Genomic DNA, 15,757 nt, shown 5'->3' on the forward strand with positions numbered 1-15,757 from the left:
AAAGTATGATAAGCGCTTTCGCAGAATGACTTTTGCCATTTGTTTTTTGGAGAAGAACACATCGCAAAAGTTTTTCTATTCAAAATCAGGTATCCCCATGCTTTCAGGAATTCCCATCCCCAAGGACGCCGTGCGTCCGTCCGAAACCGTCCTCGTCAACATCACGCCGCAAGAAACGCGTGTGGCTGTTTTGGAAGAGAACAATATCTGCGAGCTGCACATCGAGCGCAACAGCGGCCATAGCTTGGTCGGCAATATTTATTTAGGCGTCGTCAAACGCGTCCTTCCCGGCATGCAAAGCGCGTTCATCGATATCGGCTTGGAGCGCGCCGCGTTTCTGCATATCGTCGACGTCCTCGAACAACGCCGCAATCCGGACGAAACCCAACGCATCGAACACATGCTCTTTGAAGGCCAGTCTGTCTTGGTTCAGGTCATTAAAGACCCCATCAACACCAAAGGCGCGCGCCTGTCCACCCAAATCTCATTGGCCGGCCGTTTCCTCGTCCATCTTCCGCAAGAAGACCACATCGGCATTTCCCAACGTATCGATGATGATGCCGAACGCAGCAGTTTGAGGGAGCGCCTCAACAACCTGCTGCCCGAAAATGCCTGCCACGGCTACATCATCCGTACCAACGCTGAAAACGCCTCCGATGACCAACTGCAATCGGACATTAACTATCTGACCAAAGTGTGGGAACACATTCAAAAACAGGCAAAAATCCAGCCGCCCGAAACCTTGCTCTATCAAGATTTGCCTTTGAGCCTGCGCGTTTTGCGCGATATGTTCAGCCTCGATACGCACAAAATCCTGGTTGACTCCACTGAAAACTACCGCCGCATGACCCAGTTTGCCGAGCAATACGTTCAAGGCGCATTGGGCAGAATCGAGCTGTTCAAAGGCGAACGCCCCCTATTTGAAACCCACAACATCGAGCAGGAAATCGCCCGCGCCCTGCAACCGCGCGTCAATCTCAACTTCGGCAGCTACCTCATCATCGAGTCCACCGAAGCCATGACCACCATCGATGTCAACACCGGCGGCTTTGTCGGAGCGCGCAATTTTGATGAAACCATCTTCCGCACCAACCTCGAAGCCTGCCACACCATCGCCCGCGAACTTCGCCTGCGTAATCTCGGCGGCATCATCATCATCGACTTCATCGATATGGCGCAGGAAATCCACCGCGAAGCCGTCCTGCAAGAGCTTGCCAAAGCCCTCAGTTTCGACCGCACCCGCGTCACCCTCAACGGCTTTACCAGTCTGGGCCTTGTCGAACTGACCCGCAAACGTTCGCGCGAAAACTTAAGCCAAATCCTCTGCGAACCCTGCCCTTCCTGCCAAGGCCGGGGCCGTCTGAAAACGCCGCAAACCGTGTGCTACGAAATCCAACGCGAAATCGTCCGCGAAGCGCGCCGCTATGATGTCCAAGCCTTCCGCATTTTGGCTGCTCCGAATGTCATCGACTTGTTCCTAGACGAAGAATCGCAATCGCTGGCGATGTTGATAGACTTTATCGGCAAACCGATTTCGCTGGCAGTCGAAACCGCCTACACGCAGGAACAATACGATATTGTGTTGCTGTAAAGATAAAAGGCCGTCTGAAAACTTTTCAGACGGCCTTCTTGTTTGAGCGAATAAAGATTACGGTTTCACTACTTTACCGTTGATTTTGACGGAAGTCAGTTTCAAGTTGTAGGTTTTGCCGTCATCGGTATAACTGATTTGCGCAGGGATATTGTCGATATCGGAAGCAAACGAGTAAGTCACGGTATCGTCGCCACGGCGGACGCGATATTTGCTCACAGGCGTTGTACCGCCGCTCAGTTTATAGCTTTCGCTGCCGATTTTGTTCATGCTGCCGACGGTGTACAGTTTTTTACCGTTGGTAATTTTCAAACCTGACGGCAGCCGCACATCATTGGCGGCCAGTTGCCATGCCAAAGTGAACAAGTCCATGGCTGGGCCGGATTTTTCGGTTTTCAAATCGCCTGCTTTGCCGTAAGTGATGTTGCCGCCGGAGAATTTGGCCTCGGCATACACTTTGCCGCCGCGTACATCTTTGTAGTAAGACGGATGCAAGGTCGTGCCGTTGATGCTGCCGCCGGATTCAAAGCGGATATTGTAAAGCGGTACTTTGATGGTAGAGACGATTTTGTATTGGCTGCCGCTGCGTGTGAAGGTCATGGTCGCAGGAATACCGTAGCTGCCTGAGTATTGCAAAACGGCAGATTGTGGCAATTCAGCGGCTTGTGCGCCGATGGAGGCAGTGAGCAGGGAAAGTGTCAGCAGGGTTGTTTTAATCGGATTCATGATGTTTTCCTTGTGTGTATGGTGTTTTAATTAAGCCAACAGGCTTTGTCCGGCGGCATTGCGTTGTGCATTCAAAACGCGGTTGCCTTCGATTTTCAGACGGCCTGCAACGAAATCAGCAACGGCTTGTGGGAAAAGCTGGTGTTCAACCGTCAGCACGCGTACGGCAACATCGTCAGCGGTATCACCGTCCAAAATAGGCACAATGCCTTGTGAAATAATCGGGCCGCAATCCAGCTCGGGGGTCACAAAATGGATGGTGCAGCCAGCTACTCGGCAACCTGCTTCCAATGCGCGTTCGTGGGTGTGCAGACCTGTGAAAGAAGGCAGAATGGACGGATGAATGTTGATCAGGCGGTTTTCATAATGTGCGCAGAACTCCGGAGTCAAAATGCGCATGAAGCCCGCCAATACGACCAAATCGGGCTGATAGGCATCGATTTTCTCCATCATGGCCTGATCGAATGCCAGGCGCGAGTCGAAGTTTTTATGGTTCAAACTGTCGGTGGCAATACCGCGCTCTGCCGCCCATGCCAATCCGGCTGCGGTCTCGCTGTTGCTCAATACGGCTGCAATGTTGGCATCGGGAATATTGGCATTCACAATTGCCTGCATATTGCTGCCGCGTCCGGAAATAAGGATGACGATATTTTTCATCACAATTCCTTGTTTATTTGGAACAAAGGCCGTCTGAAACGGAATTTTTCAGACGGCCTTTTATCCGTTGTTTAAGGGCGTAAGCCTTGATTTGGATTATTGAACTTTTTGTACGTCAACTTGTACTGGTTGTTGTGCAGCGGCATCAGGTGCACCTACTTTAACCAGTTTTACGTCGAATACCAAAGTTTCGTTCGGGCCGATTTTATCGCCGGCACCCACTTCGCGGTAAGCCAATTTGGCAGGGATATAGAATGTTGCTTCGCCGCCTTCTTTCAAGAGTTGGATACCTTCAGTCCAACCTGGAATCACTTGGCTTACAGGGAAGCTTACTGGACCGCCGTTGGCTTTGCTGCTGTCAAATACGGTACCATCAATCAGACGGCCTTCGTATTCAACGGTAACCATATCGTCTTTAGTTGGTTTTTTACCTTCGCCTTCTTTGGTGATTTTGTATTGTAGACCGGAAGCACTGGTTTTCACACCTTCTTTAGTCGCGTTTTCTTTCAAGAACGCCTCGCCTTTTTCCAAGTTTACTTTGGCATCTTCAGCACGTTTGGCAGTAGCTTTTTCTTGTTGCTCTTGCAAGAATTTCATCATCACTTCCTGAGCTTGGGCTTCAGTCATTTTGACTTCTTTACCTTCAAACATGGCTTCCATGGCTTCGGTGAAGACTTTCAAATCGATTTCCGTACCTTGGTCTTTCATTTGTTTCAATGAACGGCCGATGTCCACACCCATTGCGTAGCTGGCTTGTTGGGCAGTAGAACCGATAGCAGAAGCATCTGCAGTCGCATTTGAAGCTGAGGAAGCAGCAGGGGCATCTTTAGCGGCAGTATTTTTTTGATAGCAAGCAGTCAGTGCCAACAAAGCAGACAAAGCCAATGCGCTGAATTTGAAAGTTTTGTTCATGATTATGTCTTTTCCGGAAAGGTCAAAAAAGGGGATTATAGCTGAGTTTGATTGAAATGGAATCAAGGTGGATTAAAATTTGTAAAGGCTCTTATCAAAAACATTAAGGCCGTCTGAAAACAGGTTTCAGACGGCCTACTTTTAGCTATCAGTCAAACGATTAATACCAGCCGCGCAGTTTCATTGCTTTTTCAACACGACGGATACTCATCATGTAAGAAGCGGTACGCAGGTCAACATCGTATTCTTGAGCCAAGTTCCAAATATCGCGGAACGCACGGCGCAGGACAACGGTTTCTTTCTCTTGAACTTCATCAAACTCCCAGTAGTAGCCTTGCAGGTTTTGTACCCATTCAAAATAGGAAACGACCACGCCGCCGCAGTTTGCCAAAATATCAGGAACAACCAATACGCCGTTTTGACGCAGGATAACGTCTGCTTCAGGAGTAGTCGGACCGTTTGCACCTTCAACCACGATTTTCGCGCGGACTTTACCGGCATTTTCAGAAGTCAGTTGGTTTTCCAGCGCGCAAGGGGCGAGTACGTCCACTTCCAGAGCCAAAAGTTCGGCATTGCTGATTTCTTTGCCGTAGCCGGCTTCGTTGGTGATGAAACCTTTGGTTTGGAATTCTTTGATGATTGCTTCCATATCCAAGCCGTTTTCGTTGTAGATGGCAACGTCAACAGTAGATACGGCAACGATTTTCGCACCAGCTTTGTGTGCATAGTAACCGGTGTGGTAGCCCACGTTACCGAAACCTTGAATGGCGTAAGTGGCACCCTTCACGTCTTTGCCCAGTTTTTCCAAAGCTTGGACGGCGGCGAAGTTTACGCCGTAACCGGTGGCTTCGGTACGCGCCAAGGAGCCGCCAAACTCAACCGGTTTGCCGGTGAACACGCCTGGTGCAGAATGTTTCACCACATTTTCATAGGCATCAACCATCCAAGACATGATTTTGCCGTTGGTGTTCACATCAGGGGCAGGAATATCGATTTTCTCGCCGATCAGCGGAGAAATGGCTTCGGAATAAGCGCGAGCAATGCGTTCCAATTCCGCTTCGGAATAGTTACGCGGATCCAAAGTAATACCGCCTTTACCGCCGCCGTAAGGAATACCGGCCACGCAGCATTTGATAGTCATCCAAATAGACAGGGCTTTGACTTCGTCCAGATTTACATTAGGATGGAAACGCACGCCGCCTTTGTAAGGGCCGACGGCGTTATTGTGTTGGGAACGATAGCCGGTGAAGTTTTCTACTGTACCGTTGTCGAGTTTGACAGGGAAGTTCACTTCCAAAACACGTTGCGGCTTTTTCAAGATTTCAAATACTGCCGGGTCGGCATTCAGGCGATCGCAGGCAATTTTTACTTGTTTTTGTGCAATTTCAAACGGATTCAGTGTTTCTTTAACAGCAGATGCGGACATGTATTTTTCCTTTTCATACACATGATTAGACGAGAGCCATACTTGTTACTATATACAAAAACAGGAAAAAATGTAATAGCATGTAGTCGATAAAAAGCAAATCCATTCATTTATATATAAATTTAGTTTGAGGCCGTCTGAAAATATCGGCATGCCGACCAAAAAATTTTCAGACGGCCTAGTATAAATGCTCATCAAACCATTCAAAAAAACACACAAACCCTTTGTTTTTTAATGCCTACCAAACCACCCTTTTTGTTGACAAAATCCCTTCCATATTCCAAATAGGCTAACAGCCTTACACCAGCAAAAATTGTTAACAATTTAAACAAATATCCCTTTAAAGAATCAGCAAAACATCGGCAAATCAGGCAAACAATGTTAAAATAAACGCTTAAATAATATGACAGAAAGCTACTCAATGACCACTGCTGCTTTAGAACACGTTCAAGCCGTTGCCTTTGATTTGGACGGTACCTTATGTGATTCCGTTCCCGATTTAGCCGCAGCAGCCCAAGCCATGTGTGCGCACTTGGGTTTACCTGTTTTGCCCACCCAAACGGTTGAAAGTTATGTCGGCGACGGCATCAGCAAGTTGGTTCATCGCGTCATTACCAATGATCGTGAAAAAGAAGCCGATCCTGAAATCTGGGAAAAAGGCTTTGTGTTCTTTATGAAATATTATCGTGAGCACTTGAGCGACTTTACCCGCCCCTACCCTGAAACCGAAGCCGGTCTCGGCCTGCTCAAGTCCTTGGGTATTCCATTGGTTGTCATTACCAACAAAAATGAAATTCTGGCAGCCGAGCTGCTGAAACAGCTTAATCTCGACGGCTACTTCAGCCTGGTTCTCGGCGGCGACAGCCTGACTGAGAAAAAACCCAGCCCATTGCCGCTTCAACATGCAGCCGAAGTTCTGGGCATCGACGTTGCCAATATGCTGATGGTAGGCGATTCTAAAAATGACATTATTGCTGCTAAAGCGGCCGGTTGCTTCAGCGTCGGCGTAACATTCGGCTACGGCGACATGACCTTGCTCTCTCAAGACAAAGCGACCAAACCTGATTTGTTGATTCGCGCCCTGCCTGAAATCTACGAAAATCTACAACCACAAAAAAACAAAGACGAAGAATAATTCGGCTTTATTTTCAGACGGCCTTTTCGGCTATTTTCCCCAATTAGGCCGTCTGAAAATGTAATTCAATGTAGTCACTTCACTCCCACCATATCCCATGAGACCCCCTAAAACCTTACGCGCCCGTGCCTTGGATATTCTTTCCCGTCAGGAAGTCAGCCGTGTCGGCTTGAAACGCAAACTGGCTCCCCACGCTGAAAGCGAAGAAGAATTGGAAAAGGTTTTGGATGAATTTGCCGAACGGAATTGGCAATCCGACCAACGTTACGCAGAAGCCTATATTCACAGCAAGAGCAACCGTTACGGCACGCTCCGCCTCAAGCAAGCTTTGGCGCAACAAGGCATCGATGCAGACAACTGTCGGGAGTTCCTACCCGATAGGGAGGACGAGCTGCAAACCGCCATTTCCGTCTTGCGTAAAAAATTCAAGCAAGAAGCCCAAGATTTGAAAGAAAAACAAAAACAAGCGCGTTTCCTTGCCTATCGCGGCTTTGGTGCCGACACCATTCAGACGGCCTTAAAAACCGCGTGGAATGAAGACGAAGACTTCTATCAATAATCATTCCCACTTGAATCTTTGCTTCTATCGGCGTACCCTTACACTTTTATTCAATAATTCAATCAGAGCTTCATTATGTCCGACAAACCGCACGATACACCTAATCCCCTACTCGAAGACGAACGCAAAAATCCTGTTTACCGCTTGGGTCAGGCAGTAGCCGGATTCATGTTGCTGGTTTGGGCCGGCGTTTTGGCCTTGGTTTTCTTCTTGGTTTTCCGTTTTTGGTTAAGTTAAATCCAACCTGAAGCATTATTTTTCTTCAAAACAAACTAACAGAGTTTGTTTGTACATACTCAAAAGGCCGTCTGAACACACTTTCAGACGGCCTTTTCTTATCATGCTGATCACAGATTATCCTCGGATTACTTTGCGGATATTCGGATTGGCATGCATTGCATGAATAATCTGATTAACCTGATCCAAATCTTTGACTTTAATCGTGAATTTAAATTCTACAAAACCTTCCGTTCCTGCTTGCGCTTTGGTCGGCGTATCAACAGATTCGATATCCGCACCGGAATTGGAAATCGCTTGCGCCATTGAAGCCAACAAACCATGCGCATCTTCGGATTTGACGTTGAGGATGGTGCGGTACGTTTGATTGCGCAAACTGTCCCAGCCCGCATCAAGTTGCTCTTCCGGATCGGCTTTAACCAAAGTTTGGCAGGTATCACGGTGGATAATCATACCCTTGTCTTTAACCAATAAGGCGCGGATCGCATCGCCTGGAATCGGATGGCAACATTCGGCAAAATGAATCCGGCCGGTTTCTTGATCGTTGACTTTGATCGGGCTGAGTTTGACCGCACTGCCAAAATGTTGGCCTGCCAACTCGGCAATGTGCATGGCAACGTGTACCGGCAAAGTATGCCCCATACCGACATTGTAGAGGACCTCTTCAAACGAGGTTTGTTTGGTATTCAAATCGGCAAGGTATTTTTCTTTGAGGTCGTCTGAAAGCAGGATATCTTTAGGCAACAGGCTGGATAAAGCTTTTTGCAGCAGGTTCTCACCCAAAACAACGGCATCGTGACGATTCAGATTTTTAATGTATTGGCGGATGGCGCTGCGCGCACGGCTGGAAACGGTAAAGTTCAACCATGCCACATTAGGCTTGGCATGCTCGGAAGTAATGATTTCTACCGTATCGCCGGTTTTCAGCTTGGTGCGCAACGGCATCATGACGTTATTGATACGCGCGGCAACGGTTTTATGACCGATATTGGTGTGAACGGCATAGGCAAAGTCAATCGGCGTCGCACCCTTAGGCAAGGTAAGGATATCGCCTTTCGGGGTAACGATATAGACTTCGTTAGGGAACAAATCGACTTTGACATGCTCCAGAAACTCGATGGCATTTGAGCTGCTGGCTTGCAGGTCAAGAATATTTTTCATCCATCGGTTCATATGGAGGACGGCTTGGTCCGGAGTGTTTTCACCGGATTTATAAATCCAATGACCGGCAATACCGCCCTCAGCCACTGCATCCATTTCACGCGTACGGATTTGCACTTCGATCGGCAAACCGTAAGGGCCGACCAAAGTCGTGTGCAAACTTTGATAACCGTTGCTTTTCGGGATGGCAATATAGTCTTTGAAACGGCCGGGCTTGGGGTGGTATAAATTATGCAATGCACCCAACGCGGCATAACAGGCAGGAATATTGTTTACAATGACCCGAAAGCCGTAGATATCCATTACTTCGGCAAAACGCAGCTTTTTAGCCAGCATTTTTTGATGGATGCTGTATAAGTTTTTCTCGCGGCCTTTGATTTTGGCTTCAATATTGACACCGACCAAACGCTGACCGAATGCACGCAACACTTTGCCGACAACATCGCGGCGATTTTTGCGGCTGTTGTCCATGGCTTTTTTCAGGGTTTCGTAGCGTCTTGGGTGGAGGTTTTGGAACGATAAGTCTTGAAGCTCTTGATACGCATTGTTCAGACCAATGCGGTTGGCGATTTGAGCATAGATTTCGAGGGTTTCTTTGGCGATGCGGCGGCGTTTTTCTGGACGCATAGAGCCAAGGGTGCGCATATTGTGTAATCGGTCGGCAAGTTTGACGACGATGACACGCACGTCTTTAGTCATGGCGAGGATAAGTTTGCGGAAACTTTCCGCCTGATGCTCGGCATGATCTTCAAATTTGAGTTTTTCCAGTTTGGAGAGGCCGTCTACCATTTCGGCAATGGTATCGCCGAATTCTGCCGCCATTTCGACTTTGGTTACGCCCGTATCTTCCAATACATCATGCATAACGCCCGCGCAGAGGCCTTGAACATCCATGTGCCAAATCGCAAGCTGCGTGGCAACGGCAAGGGGATGGGTGATGTAAGGTTCGCCGCTTTTACGGGTTTGTCCGTCATGGGCGTGGAAAGCGTAGGCAACGGCTCTTTCAAGCTCGGCCTGCTCATTGGTATTGAGATAGGATGCGGTGCGAAACAGAAGCTCGCGCGCTTCTGCTGTCAGCGGGTCATAGGGGGCGGTAGGCAGTGGGGCTGGCATTTTCAGACGGCCTTTTATGGCTATTTTTTAAGCCGTCAGACTGTATCGGTTGTGATATCGCACCGATACAGTCCGCGCGGCGGTTTTATCGGTTTGCCGGTTGGTTTATTTGTTGCGGGTCAGCAACTCGGTTCCGATTTGTCCGGCTGCGATTTCGCGCAGGGCGGTTACGGTTGGTTTGTTGTTGCGAATGTCGTCAACCAAAGGCGTGTTGCCGTTTTCGAGCTGGCGTGCGCGACGGGCGGCAACTAGGGTAAGGTCGAAGTGGTTAGGGATTTTACCTGTGCAGTCTTCAGTAGTAATACGTGCCATGTTTGCTTGCTTTCTTTCTATGTTTCAAATAAACGGTTATTTTCGCTGTTTTTTACGAATTTTCCAACAGGTTTGAGATAAATCCCTGCTGGGCGGATTTTTTCAGACGGCCTGCTTTAATAATGTGGAACAAATCGGCTTCGGCACGATCCAAATCGTCATTCACGACGACGTAATCGAACAAAACGGATTGTTCAATCTCATGACGGGCTTTAGACAGGCGTGTTTGAATAACTTCTTCGCTGTCTGTACCACGGCCGATCAAACGTTGCGCCAAAACTTCAAAGGAAGGCGGCAGGATGAAAATGCTGCTGGCTTCAGGCAACGATTTACGCACTTGCGCCGCACCTTGCACATCAATTTCCAAAATCACGTCATAGCCCTCTTCACTCAGCGAATTCACGCCGGCAATGCTGGTGCCGTAATAATTACCGAACACATTGGCGTGTTCCAAAAAGGCTCTTTGATCAATCAGTGATTCAAATTCTTCTTTGAGAACAAAGTGGTAATGCACGCCATGTGTTTCACCCTCACGTGGCTGGCGCGTGGTATGAGAAATGGAAACACGGATGTCGTCATGATTTTTCAACAGGCGTGACACCAAGGTCGTTTTACCTGTGCCGGAAGCGGCAGAAATGATGTAAATATTGCCTTTTTTATGATTTTGCATGGTGGTTCAGCCGATGGTATGTATCTGTAAATTATAACACAACACAATGTTTCTCGGAATTTCAGACGGCATGTTGCAAAATTTGGCTATTGTATCGATTAATTTGGCAAGTCCGCATATGACCGCTACAATATCGTGTTAAAAACTTTTTGATTTCGGAATGTCGAGATGTTGATTCATCCTGAAGTAATGGGCGTAGAGGCTTTGGCGGACAAAATCCGTAAAATTGAAAACTGGCCTCAAAAAGGGATTTTGTTTCATGACATTACTCCCGTTTTGCAAAGCGCAGAATATTTCCGCCTGCTGGTCGATTTACTGGTTTACCGCTATATGGGGCAAAAAGTTGATGTTGTTGCGGGCTTGGATGCGCGCGGCTTCATCATTGGTGCAGCTTTGGCCTATCAACTGAACGTCGGCTTTGTCCCCATCCGCAAAAAAGGCAAACTGCCGTTTGATACGGTTTCTCAGAGTTACGCTTTGGAATATGGCGAAGCAACGGTAGAAATCCATACTGACGCCATCAAGCCGGGCGCACGCGTTTTGTTGGTAGATGATTTGGTAGCAACCGGCGGCACAATGCTGGCAGGTGTCGAGCTTATCCGCAAACTGGGCGGCGAAGTAATCGAAGCAGCTGCCATTTTAGAATTTACCGACTTGGACGGTGGCAAAAAAATCCGTGAAAGTGGCGCACCATTATTTACCCTATGCCAAAACAAAGGCTGTATGTAATAAAAAACCGCAAGCTAATCAGCTTGCGGTTTTTTATAATCAAAATTATTCGAGAACGTATCCGTCCGTATCCCAAAAAGTTTTTTTCACCAACTGGTCGTCTTTATAAACCAGCTCAGATTTCTTCGCACCATCATCATACCAATCCAAAATGATGCCGCTGCGTTTACCGTTGCGAATACTCAATTCAGACACGATGCGACCATTTTCATCCCAACTGATGATCTCCGTCGGTTTGTCATTGCTCATCATCATTTCGGTTTTCGGGCTGCCGTCTGAATACCATTGTTTCCAATGGCCATTGGCTTTATCGTGCTTAAACTGAATTTCGCTTTCTTTCACGCCATTTCGGTAATAGCGGGAACCCACGCCCTCACTCAGGCCATTTTGATAAGGCATTACCGCAGATTTTTTGCCGTTTGGATACCAGTTGACCCATTCGCCATGCGGTTTGCCGTTGCGATAGCTGCCAACCATCTTTTTCTGACCGTTGAAATGCCACAGGGTTAATGTGCCATTATCCAACGCCGGCACAAAAACCTTAATCTGACCGGCAGGTACTTCATAAGGATCAGAATATTTTTTCATCGATGGATAGTAAAAATCCTGTACCTGCGCCTTGCCTGCCTCAATTTTGTATTGGCGGACATAAGCAACCGAAGGCATGGTTGCCGTCAGTTTACCGTTTTGATTGAAATAAACGGTATGTTGCTGGGCAAAGGCGGCAATGGGCATACTGAACAAGGCAGCAACCAACAGGCCTGATTTTAAATAATTATTCATAATATGGAGTTTGGCAGTATATGTTCTACAAAAAATCAGTAATAAAAATCCACTGACATTAGAAACTATGACGAATATTATAAGCCATAGTTTCAAAGCCTGCTTGGATTTCATATTCGGCATACCATAGACATTTGTATTTTCTTAAAATATTAAAAATTTTATAAAACAAAGGCCGTCTGAAACTTTTTTTCAGACGGCCTTTGTTTTATTTATATCAAAATAAACTACTCTTCACCCAATAATTGCTCTCGGGTCAACAGGAATACAAACCCATCGCCACCGCTGGTTTCCAACCAAGTAAACGGCAATTCGGGATAAACCGCTTCCAATACTTCACGGTTATGACCGATTTCAACCAACAATACACCTTTTGGATTCAAATATTTCGCCGCTTGCAAAATGATTTGGCGTGTAGCATCCAAACCATCTTCTCCGCTACCCAAAGCCAATTCCGGCTCATGTAGGTATTCATCAGGCAACGCTTCCACAGATTCTGCATCAACATAAGGCGGATTGGAAACAATTAAGTCGTAGGTTTCATCCAAACCTTCAAACAAATCGGTATGCACCAAGCTGATGCGGTCTTCCAAGCCATAATCTTCAATATTGATCGCGGCCACTTCCAGCGCATCCAAGCTTAAATCAACGGCATCGATTTGTGCATCGGGATAGTGGTGCGCCATTTGAATGGCCAAACAGCCGCTACCGGTACACAAATCCAAAGCTCGATGCACCAACTCATCATGTTCAATCCAAGGACGGATACCGTCACCAAGCAATTCGTAAATAAAAGAACGAGGCACAATAACGCGCTCATCGACATAAAAATCAAACTCGCCCTGCCATGCTTGATGTGTCAGATACGCGGCAGGAATATGCTCAACCGCACGGCGTTCGATAATGGACAACACTTCCTCCTTCTCACTTTGCAACAATTTGGCATCCAAATAAGGCTCCAACGTATCCAAAGGCAGGTTCAAAGTGTGCAAAATCAGATAGGCTGCCTCATCATGGGCATTATCGCTTCCGTGTCCGAAAAACAGTCCGGCATCATTAAAACGGCTGACGGCGAAACGCAGCAAATCGCGAACAGTGGTCAGCTCTTGAGCAGCTTGGTTGAACATAATGTTTTGTCTTGTCGATTTAAGAATATTGAAATTATAACAGAAAGGCCGTCTGAAAACTTTTCAGACGGCCTTCGATTTAATTCAGCTTAAGATTATTTATCGCGGCTGAATACGATTTTAGTAGCTTGGATAGCAACGCAGACAGCACCACCGATAAAGATCAAGTCAGCAGCGGTACGAACCCAACGCAGGGTATCCAGAATTTCCATTTGCAGGAATTCTTCGCTACGTGCATACCACAGACCATGAGTGATAGAAGCGTAAGCTTGAATCACGCCGACCGGCAACAGGCTGATAGCAATCATACCCACCAGGCCGCCGTTCAACAGCCAGAATGCCCAAGTCATCAGTTTGTCGTCAAATTGAGCATTAGGTTTCAGGTAACGTGCAACCAGCAATACGAAGCCCAGAGCCAAGAAACCGTACACACCGAACAGAGCCGCGTGAGCGTGAACTGCAGTAGTGTTCAGACCTTGGATGTAGAACAGGGAAATCGGCGGGTTAATCAGGAAGCCGAATACGCCGGCACCGATCATGTTCCAGAAGGCAACTGCTACGAAGCACATCAAAGGCCAACGCAGACGTTTCGCCCAGTCGGACAGGTGTTGGTAAGACCAGTGTTCGTAAGCTTCACGGCCCAGCAGAATCAAAGGTACAACTTCCAAAGCGGAGAAACATGCACCGATTGCCATAGAGGCAGAGGTAGAGCCGGAGAAGTACAAGTGGTGCAATGTACCTGGAATACCACCCAACATGAAGATGGCAGCAGCAGCCAAAGTAGAAGCAGTGGCAGTACTACGGCGGACAAAGCCCATGTTATAGAAGATGAATGCGAAAGCGGCAGTAGCGAACACTTCGAAGAAACCTTCTACCCACAAGTGAACCACCCACCAACGCCAGTATTCCATCACAGCGATTGGAGATTTTTCACCGTAGAACAGACCAGGAGCATAGAACACACCCACACCAACCATAGAAGCTACGAAGATAGCCAACAGGTTTTTGTCTGTACCTTTTTCTTTAAAGGCAGAAATGGTGCAACGCAGCATCAGGAACAGCCACAACAGCAAGCCGACCATCAGCAGAAGTTGCCAGAAGCGACCCAAATCCAAGTATTCGTAACCTTGGTGACCGAACCAGAAGTTCAGCTCAGGCGGAATGATGTGAGTCAAAGCAAAGAAGTTACCTGCGTAAGAACCGCCGACTACGATGAACAGGGCGATGTACAGGAAGTTCACACCGGCACGTTGGAATTTAGGATCTTTACCGCCGTTCACAATCGGAGCCAAGAACAGACCTGCTGTCAGGAAGCCGGTTGCAATCCAGAAAATAGCGGATTGGATGTGCCAAGTACGGGTCAACGCATATGGGAACCAGTCGGCCATTTCAAAGCCCAGTGCGGTATCGATACCGTAGAAGCCTTGACCTTCGACAGTATAGTGAGCAGTCAAACCACCCAACAGTACTTGTACGACAAACAGCGCAACAGTCAGGAATACATATTTGCCCAACGCTTTTTGAGAAGGAGTCAGTTGTACTTTGGAAATAGGATCCTCAGTAGGTACTTCAACCTCTTCGTGTTTGGTCAAGAAAGAGTAACCCCACATCAGCAAGCCGATACCCATCAGCAACAATACCACGCTGGTGAAGGACCACATGTAGTTTTCAGTAGTCGGTACGTTGTTGATCAAAGGCTCGTGCGGCCAGTTGTTGGTGTAAGTGAAGTTCTCGTCAGGACGGTTGGTCGAAGCAGACCAAGAAGTCCAGAAGAAGAAGTTGAACAGTTTTTCACGCGCTTCTTGGCTTGGCAATGTGTTGTTTTTCATTGCAAAGTGTTCGCGAGTGGTTTGGAACTTAGGATCGTCGCTGTACACACCGTGGTAGTAAGGCAGAATGCTTTCGATCGCTTTCACGCGGGTATCGCTGATAACGACAGAACCGTCTTCCTTAATACGGCTTTGGTTGCGGTATTCGTCAGCCAAACGGGTTTTCAGAACAGCTTGTTCCTCAGGAGAAACTTCGTCAAATTTTTTGCCGTAAGTTTCTTGCGCAGTCAGATCCAACCATGCAACCAGCTCGCGGTGCAGCCAGTCGGCAGTCCAGTCCGGAGCTTGGTATGCACCGTGACCCAATACAGAGCCAACTTCCATACCGCCGGTAGTTTGCCATGCAGATTGACCTGCCAAAATATCGTCTTTGGTCATCAGGACTTTGCCGGATGCAGAAACGACTTGTTCAGGGTATGGCGGAGCCTTTTTATAGACCTCGCTACCCATATAACCAAGAATGGTAAAGCATACTGCCAGTACGGCAAACAGCAAGTACCAAAGCTTCTTGTACTGTCCCATTTTGAGTACTCCTTGATTTTGGTAAAAAGTGGTTGGGTATTAATTCATCAAATATGAATGTTAAAGATTGTATCACGGTTTTAAAAGTAAAGAAATATTTTGTCAATAATATTCCTTTAAAACCATTAACTTACATGATATTGATTCCTATTATCTTGTATAACTCCTCCTTTGTTATATTTTGTGTTAAGCCCACACTAACATTTTCACACAAAAATAAACTTTTCGGTTTAGTTTTTTATACTACTAAAGGAGTATTTAAGGATTA

At 47.3% G+C, this 15,757-nt stretch carries 15 protein-coding genes; 5 read left to right on the forward strand and 10 right to left on the reverse strand.

Features of this window, described 5'->3' with window-relative positions; translation table 11 throughout:
- The first annotated feature begins 97 nt into the window (after nt 1–97).
- A complete protein-coding gene (gene rng / locus ACTHTK_RS02990; protein WP_049331553.1) occupies nt 98–1,591 on the forward strand; it encodes a ribonuclease G in 1,494 nt (497 codons plus the stop codon).
- Between the two features lie 57 nt (nt 1,592–1,648).
- Here rng and ACTHTK_RS02995 read toward each other — a convergent pair whose 3' ends face one another.
- The 4 genes from ACTHTK_RS02995 to ACTHTK_RS03010 form a co-directional block, all read right to left on the reverse strand.
- On the reverse strand, nt 1,649–2,317 hold the full coding sequence (locus ACTHTK_RS02995) for a membrane protein (protein ID WP_049331554.1): 669 nt from the start codon (nt 2,315–2,317) through the stop codon (nt 1,649–1,651).
- Between the two features lie 30 nt (nt 2,318–2,347).
- A complete protein-coding gene (purN, locus tag ACTHTK_RS03000; protein WP_049331556.1) occupies nt 2,348–2,974 on the reverse strand; it encodes a phosphoribosylglycinamide formyltransferase in 627 nt (208 codons plus the stop codon).
- Nucleotides 2,975–3,070: 96 nt separating this feature from the next.
- The gene (locus tag ACTHTK_RS03005) at nt 3,071–3,886 is read right to left on the reverse strand and encodes an FKBP-type peptidyl-prolyl cis-trans isomerase (RefSeq protein WP_049331558.1); all 816 of its coding nucleotides are present in this window, start codon (nt 3,884–3,886) and stop codon (nt 3,071–3,073) included.
- A gap of 160 nt (nt 3,887–4,046) precedes the next feature.
- Nucleotides 4,047–5,312, reverse strand: coding sequence for a Glu/Leu/Phe/Val family dehydrogenase (locus tag ACTHTK_RS03010; protein ID WP_049331560.1), 1,266 nt, complete (start codon nt 5,310–5,312; stop codon nt 4,047–4,049).
- A 421-nt stretch (nt 5,313–5,733) separates the two neighbouring features.
- Between ACTHTK_RS03010 and ACTHTK_RS03015 the strand changes: the two genes are divergently transcribed.
- The 3 genes from ACTHTK_RS03015 to ACTHTK_RS03025 all read left to right on the forward strand — a co-directional run bounded on the left by ACTHTK_RS03015 (nt 5,734) and on the right by ACTHTK_RS03025 (nt 7,243).
- Nucleotides 5,734–6,447 carry a phosphoglycolate phosphatase gene (locus ACTHTK_RS03015; RefSeq protein WP_063067945.1) on the forward strand — a complete coding sequence of 238 codons (714 nt, stop codon included), beginning with the start codon at nt 5,734–5,736 and terminating at the stop codon, nt 6,445–6,447.
- A 97-nt stretch (nt 6,448–6,544) separates the two neighbouring features.
- The gene (gene recX, locus ACTHTK_RS03020; RefSeq protein WP_070765110.1) at nt 6,545–7,006 is read left to right on the forward strand and encodes a recombination regulator RecX; all 462 of its coding nucleotides are present in this window, start codon (nt 6,545–6,547) and stop codon (nt 7,004–7,006) included.
- 75 nt (nt 7,007–7,081) lie between these two features.
- Entirely contained in the window at nt 7,082–7,243 is a 162-nt protein-coding gene (locus ACTHTK_RS03025) for a hypothetical protein (protein ID WP_039861975.1), read from the forward strand.
- 117 nt (nt 7,244–7,360) lie between these two features.
- Here the strand turns inward: ACTHTK_RS03025 and ACTHTK_RS03030 are convergent, their stop codons facing one another.
- The 3 genes from ACTHTK_RS03030 to gmk all read right to left on the reverse strand — a co-directional run bounded on the left by ACTHTK_RS03030 (nt 7,361) and on the right by gmk (nt 10,499).
- Nucleotides 7,361–9,517, reverse strand: coding sequence for a RelA/SpoT family protein (locus tag ACTHTK_RS03030; RefSeq protein ID WP_049335451.1), 2,157 nt, complete (start codon nt 9,515–9,517; stop codon nt 7,361–7,363).
- 105 nt (nt 9,518–9,622) lie between these two features.
- On the reverse strand, nt 9,623–9,829 hold the full coding sequence (gene rpoZ, locus ACTHTK_RS03035) for a DNA-directed RNA polymerase subunit omega (protein WP_003682294.1): 207 nt from the start codon (nt 9,827–9,829) through the stop codon (nt 9,623–9,625).
- Nucleotides 9,830–9,881: 52 nt separating this feature from the next.
- On the reverse strand, nt 9,882–10,499 hold the full coding sequence (gene gmk, locus ACTHTK_RS03040) for a guanylate kinase (protein WP_070584275.1): 618 nt from the start codon (nt 10,497–10,499) through the stop codon (nt 9,882–9,884).
- A gap of 168 nt (nt 10,500–10,667) precedes the next feature.
- Here gmk and ACTHTK_RS03045 point away from each other — a divergent pair, with 168 nt between their 5' ends.
- Entirely contained in the window at nt 10,668–11,228 is a 561-nt protein-coding gene (locus ACTHTK_RS03045) for an adenine phosphoribosyltransferase (protein WP_003682296.1), read from the forward strand.
- Nucleotides 11,229–11,273: 45 nt separating this feature from the next.
- Here the strand turns inward: ACTHTK_RS03045 and ACTHTK_RS03050 are convergent, their stop codons facing one another.
- The 3 genes from ACTHTK_RS03050 to ACTHTK_RS03060 form a co-directional block, all read right to left on the reverse strand.
- On the reverse strand, nt 11,274–11,963 hold the full coding sequence (locus ACTHTK_RS03050; RefSeq protein WP_308881590.1) for a toxin-antitoxin system YwqK family antitoxin: 690 nt from the start codon (nt 11,961–11,963) through the stop codon (nt 11,274–11,276).
- Between the two features lie 275 nt (nt 11,964–12,238).
- Nucleotides 12,239–13,138, reverse strand: coding sequence for a 50S ribosomal protein L3 N(5)-glutamine methyltransferase (gene prmB, locus ACTHTK_RS03055; RefSeq protein WP_308881473.1), 900 nt, complete (start codon nt 13,136–13,138; stop codon nt 12,239–12,241).
- Between the two features lie 95 nt (nt 13,139–13,233).
- Nucleotides 13,234–15,489 carry a nitric-oxide reductase large subunit gene (locus ACTHTK_RS03060; RefSeq protein ID WP_070504431.1) on the reverse strand — a complete coding sequence of 752 codons (2,256 nt, stop codon included), beginning with the start codon at nt 15,487–15,489 and terminating at the stop codon, nt 13,234–13,236.
- Between the last annotated feature and the right edge of the window lie 268 nt (nt 15,490–15,757).

Source organism: Neisseria sp. P0006.S009 (assembly GCF_051962915.1).
Taxonomy (GTDB): domain Bacteria; phylum Pseudomonadota; class Gammaproteobacteria; order Burkholderiales; family Neisseriaceae; genus Neisseria; species Neisseria subflava_E.

Coding starts and splice junctions, on each gene's coding strand:
- purN (WP_049331556.1), bottom strand. CDS start 2,974: ATGAAAAATATCGTCATCCTTATTTCCGGACGCGGCAGCAATATGCAG.
- prmB (WP_308881473.1), bottom strand. CDS start 13,138: ATGTTCAACCAAGCTGCTCAAGAGCTGACCACTGTTCGCGATTTGCTG.
- rpoZ (WP_003682294.1), bottom strand. CDS start 9,829: ATGGCACGTATTACTACTGAAGACTGCACAGGTAAAATCCCTAACCAC.
- ACTHTK_RS03015 (WP_063067945.1), top strand. CDS start 5,734: ATGACCACTGCTGCTTTAGAACACGTTCAAGCCGTTGCCTTTGATTTG.
- ACTHTK_RS03050 (WP_308881590.1), bottom strand. CDS start 11,963: ATGCCCATTGCCGCCTTTGCCCAGCAACATACCGTTTATTTCAATCAA.
- ACTHTK_RS03025 (WP_039861975.1), top strand. CDS start 7,082: ATGTCCGACAAACCGCACGATACACCTAATCCCCTACTCGAAGACGAA.
- ACTHTK_RS03005 (WP_049331558.1), bottom strand. CDS start 3,886: ATGAACAAAACTTTCAAATTCAGCGCATTGGCTTTGTCTGCTTTGTTG.
- ACTHTK_RS03030 (WP_049335451.1), bottom strand. CDS start 9,517: ATGCCAGCCCCACTGCCTACCGCCCCCTATGACCCGCTGACAGCAGAA.
- ACTHTK_RS03045 (WP_003682296.1), top strand. CDS start 10,668: ATGTTGATTCATCCTGAAGTAATGGGCGTAGAGGCTTTGGCGGACAAA.
- gmk (WP_070584275.1), bottom strand. CDS start 10,499: ATGCAAAATCATAAAAAAGGCAATATTTACATCATTTCTGCCGCTTCC.
- rng (WP_049331553.1), top strand. CDS start 98: ATGCTTTCAGGAATTCCCATCCCCAAGGACGCCGTGCGTCCGTCCGAA.
- ACTHTK_RS03060 (WP_070504431.1), bottom strand. CDS start 15,489: ATGGGACAGTACAAGAAGCTTTGGTACTTGCTGTTTGCCGTACTGGCA.
- ACTHTK_RS03010 (WP_049331560.1), bottom strand. CDS start 5,312: ATGTCCGCATCTGCTGTTAAAGAAACACTGAATCCGTTTGAAATTGCA.
- recX (WP_070765110.1), top strand. CDS start 6,545: ATGAGACCCCCTAAAACCTTACGCGCCCGTGCCTTGGATATTCTTTCC.
- ACTHTK_RS02995 (WP_049331554.1), bottom strand. CDS start 2,317: ATGAATCCGATTAAAACAACCCTGCTGACACTTTCCCTGCTCACTGCC.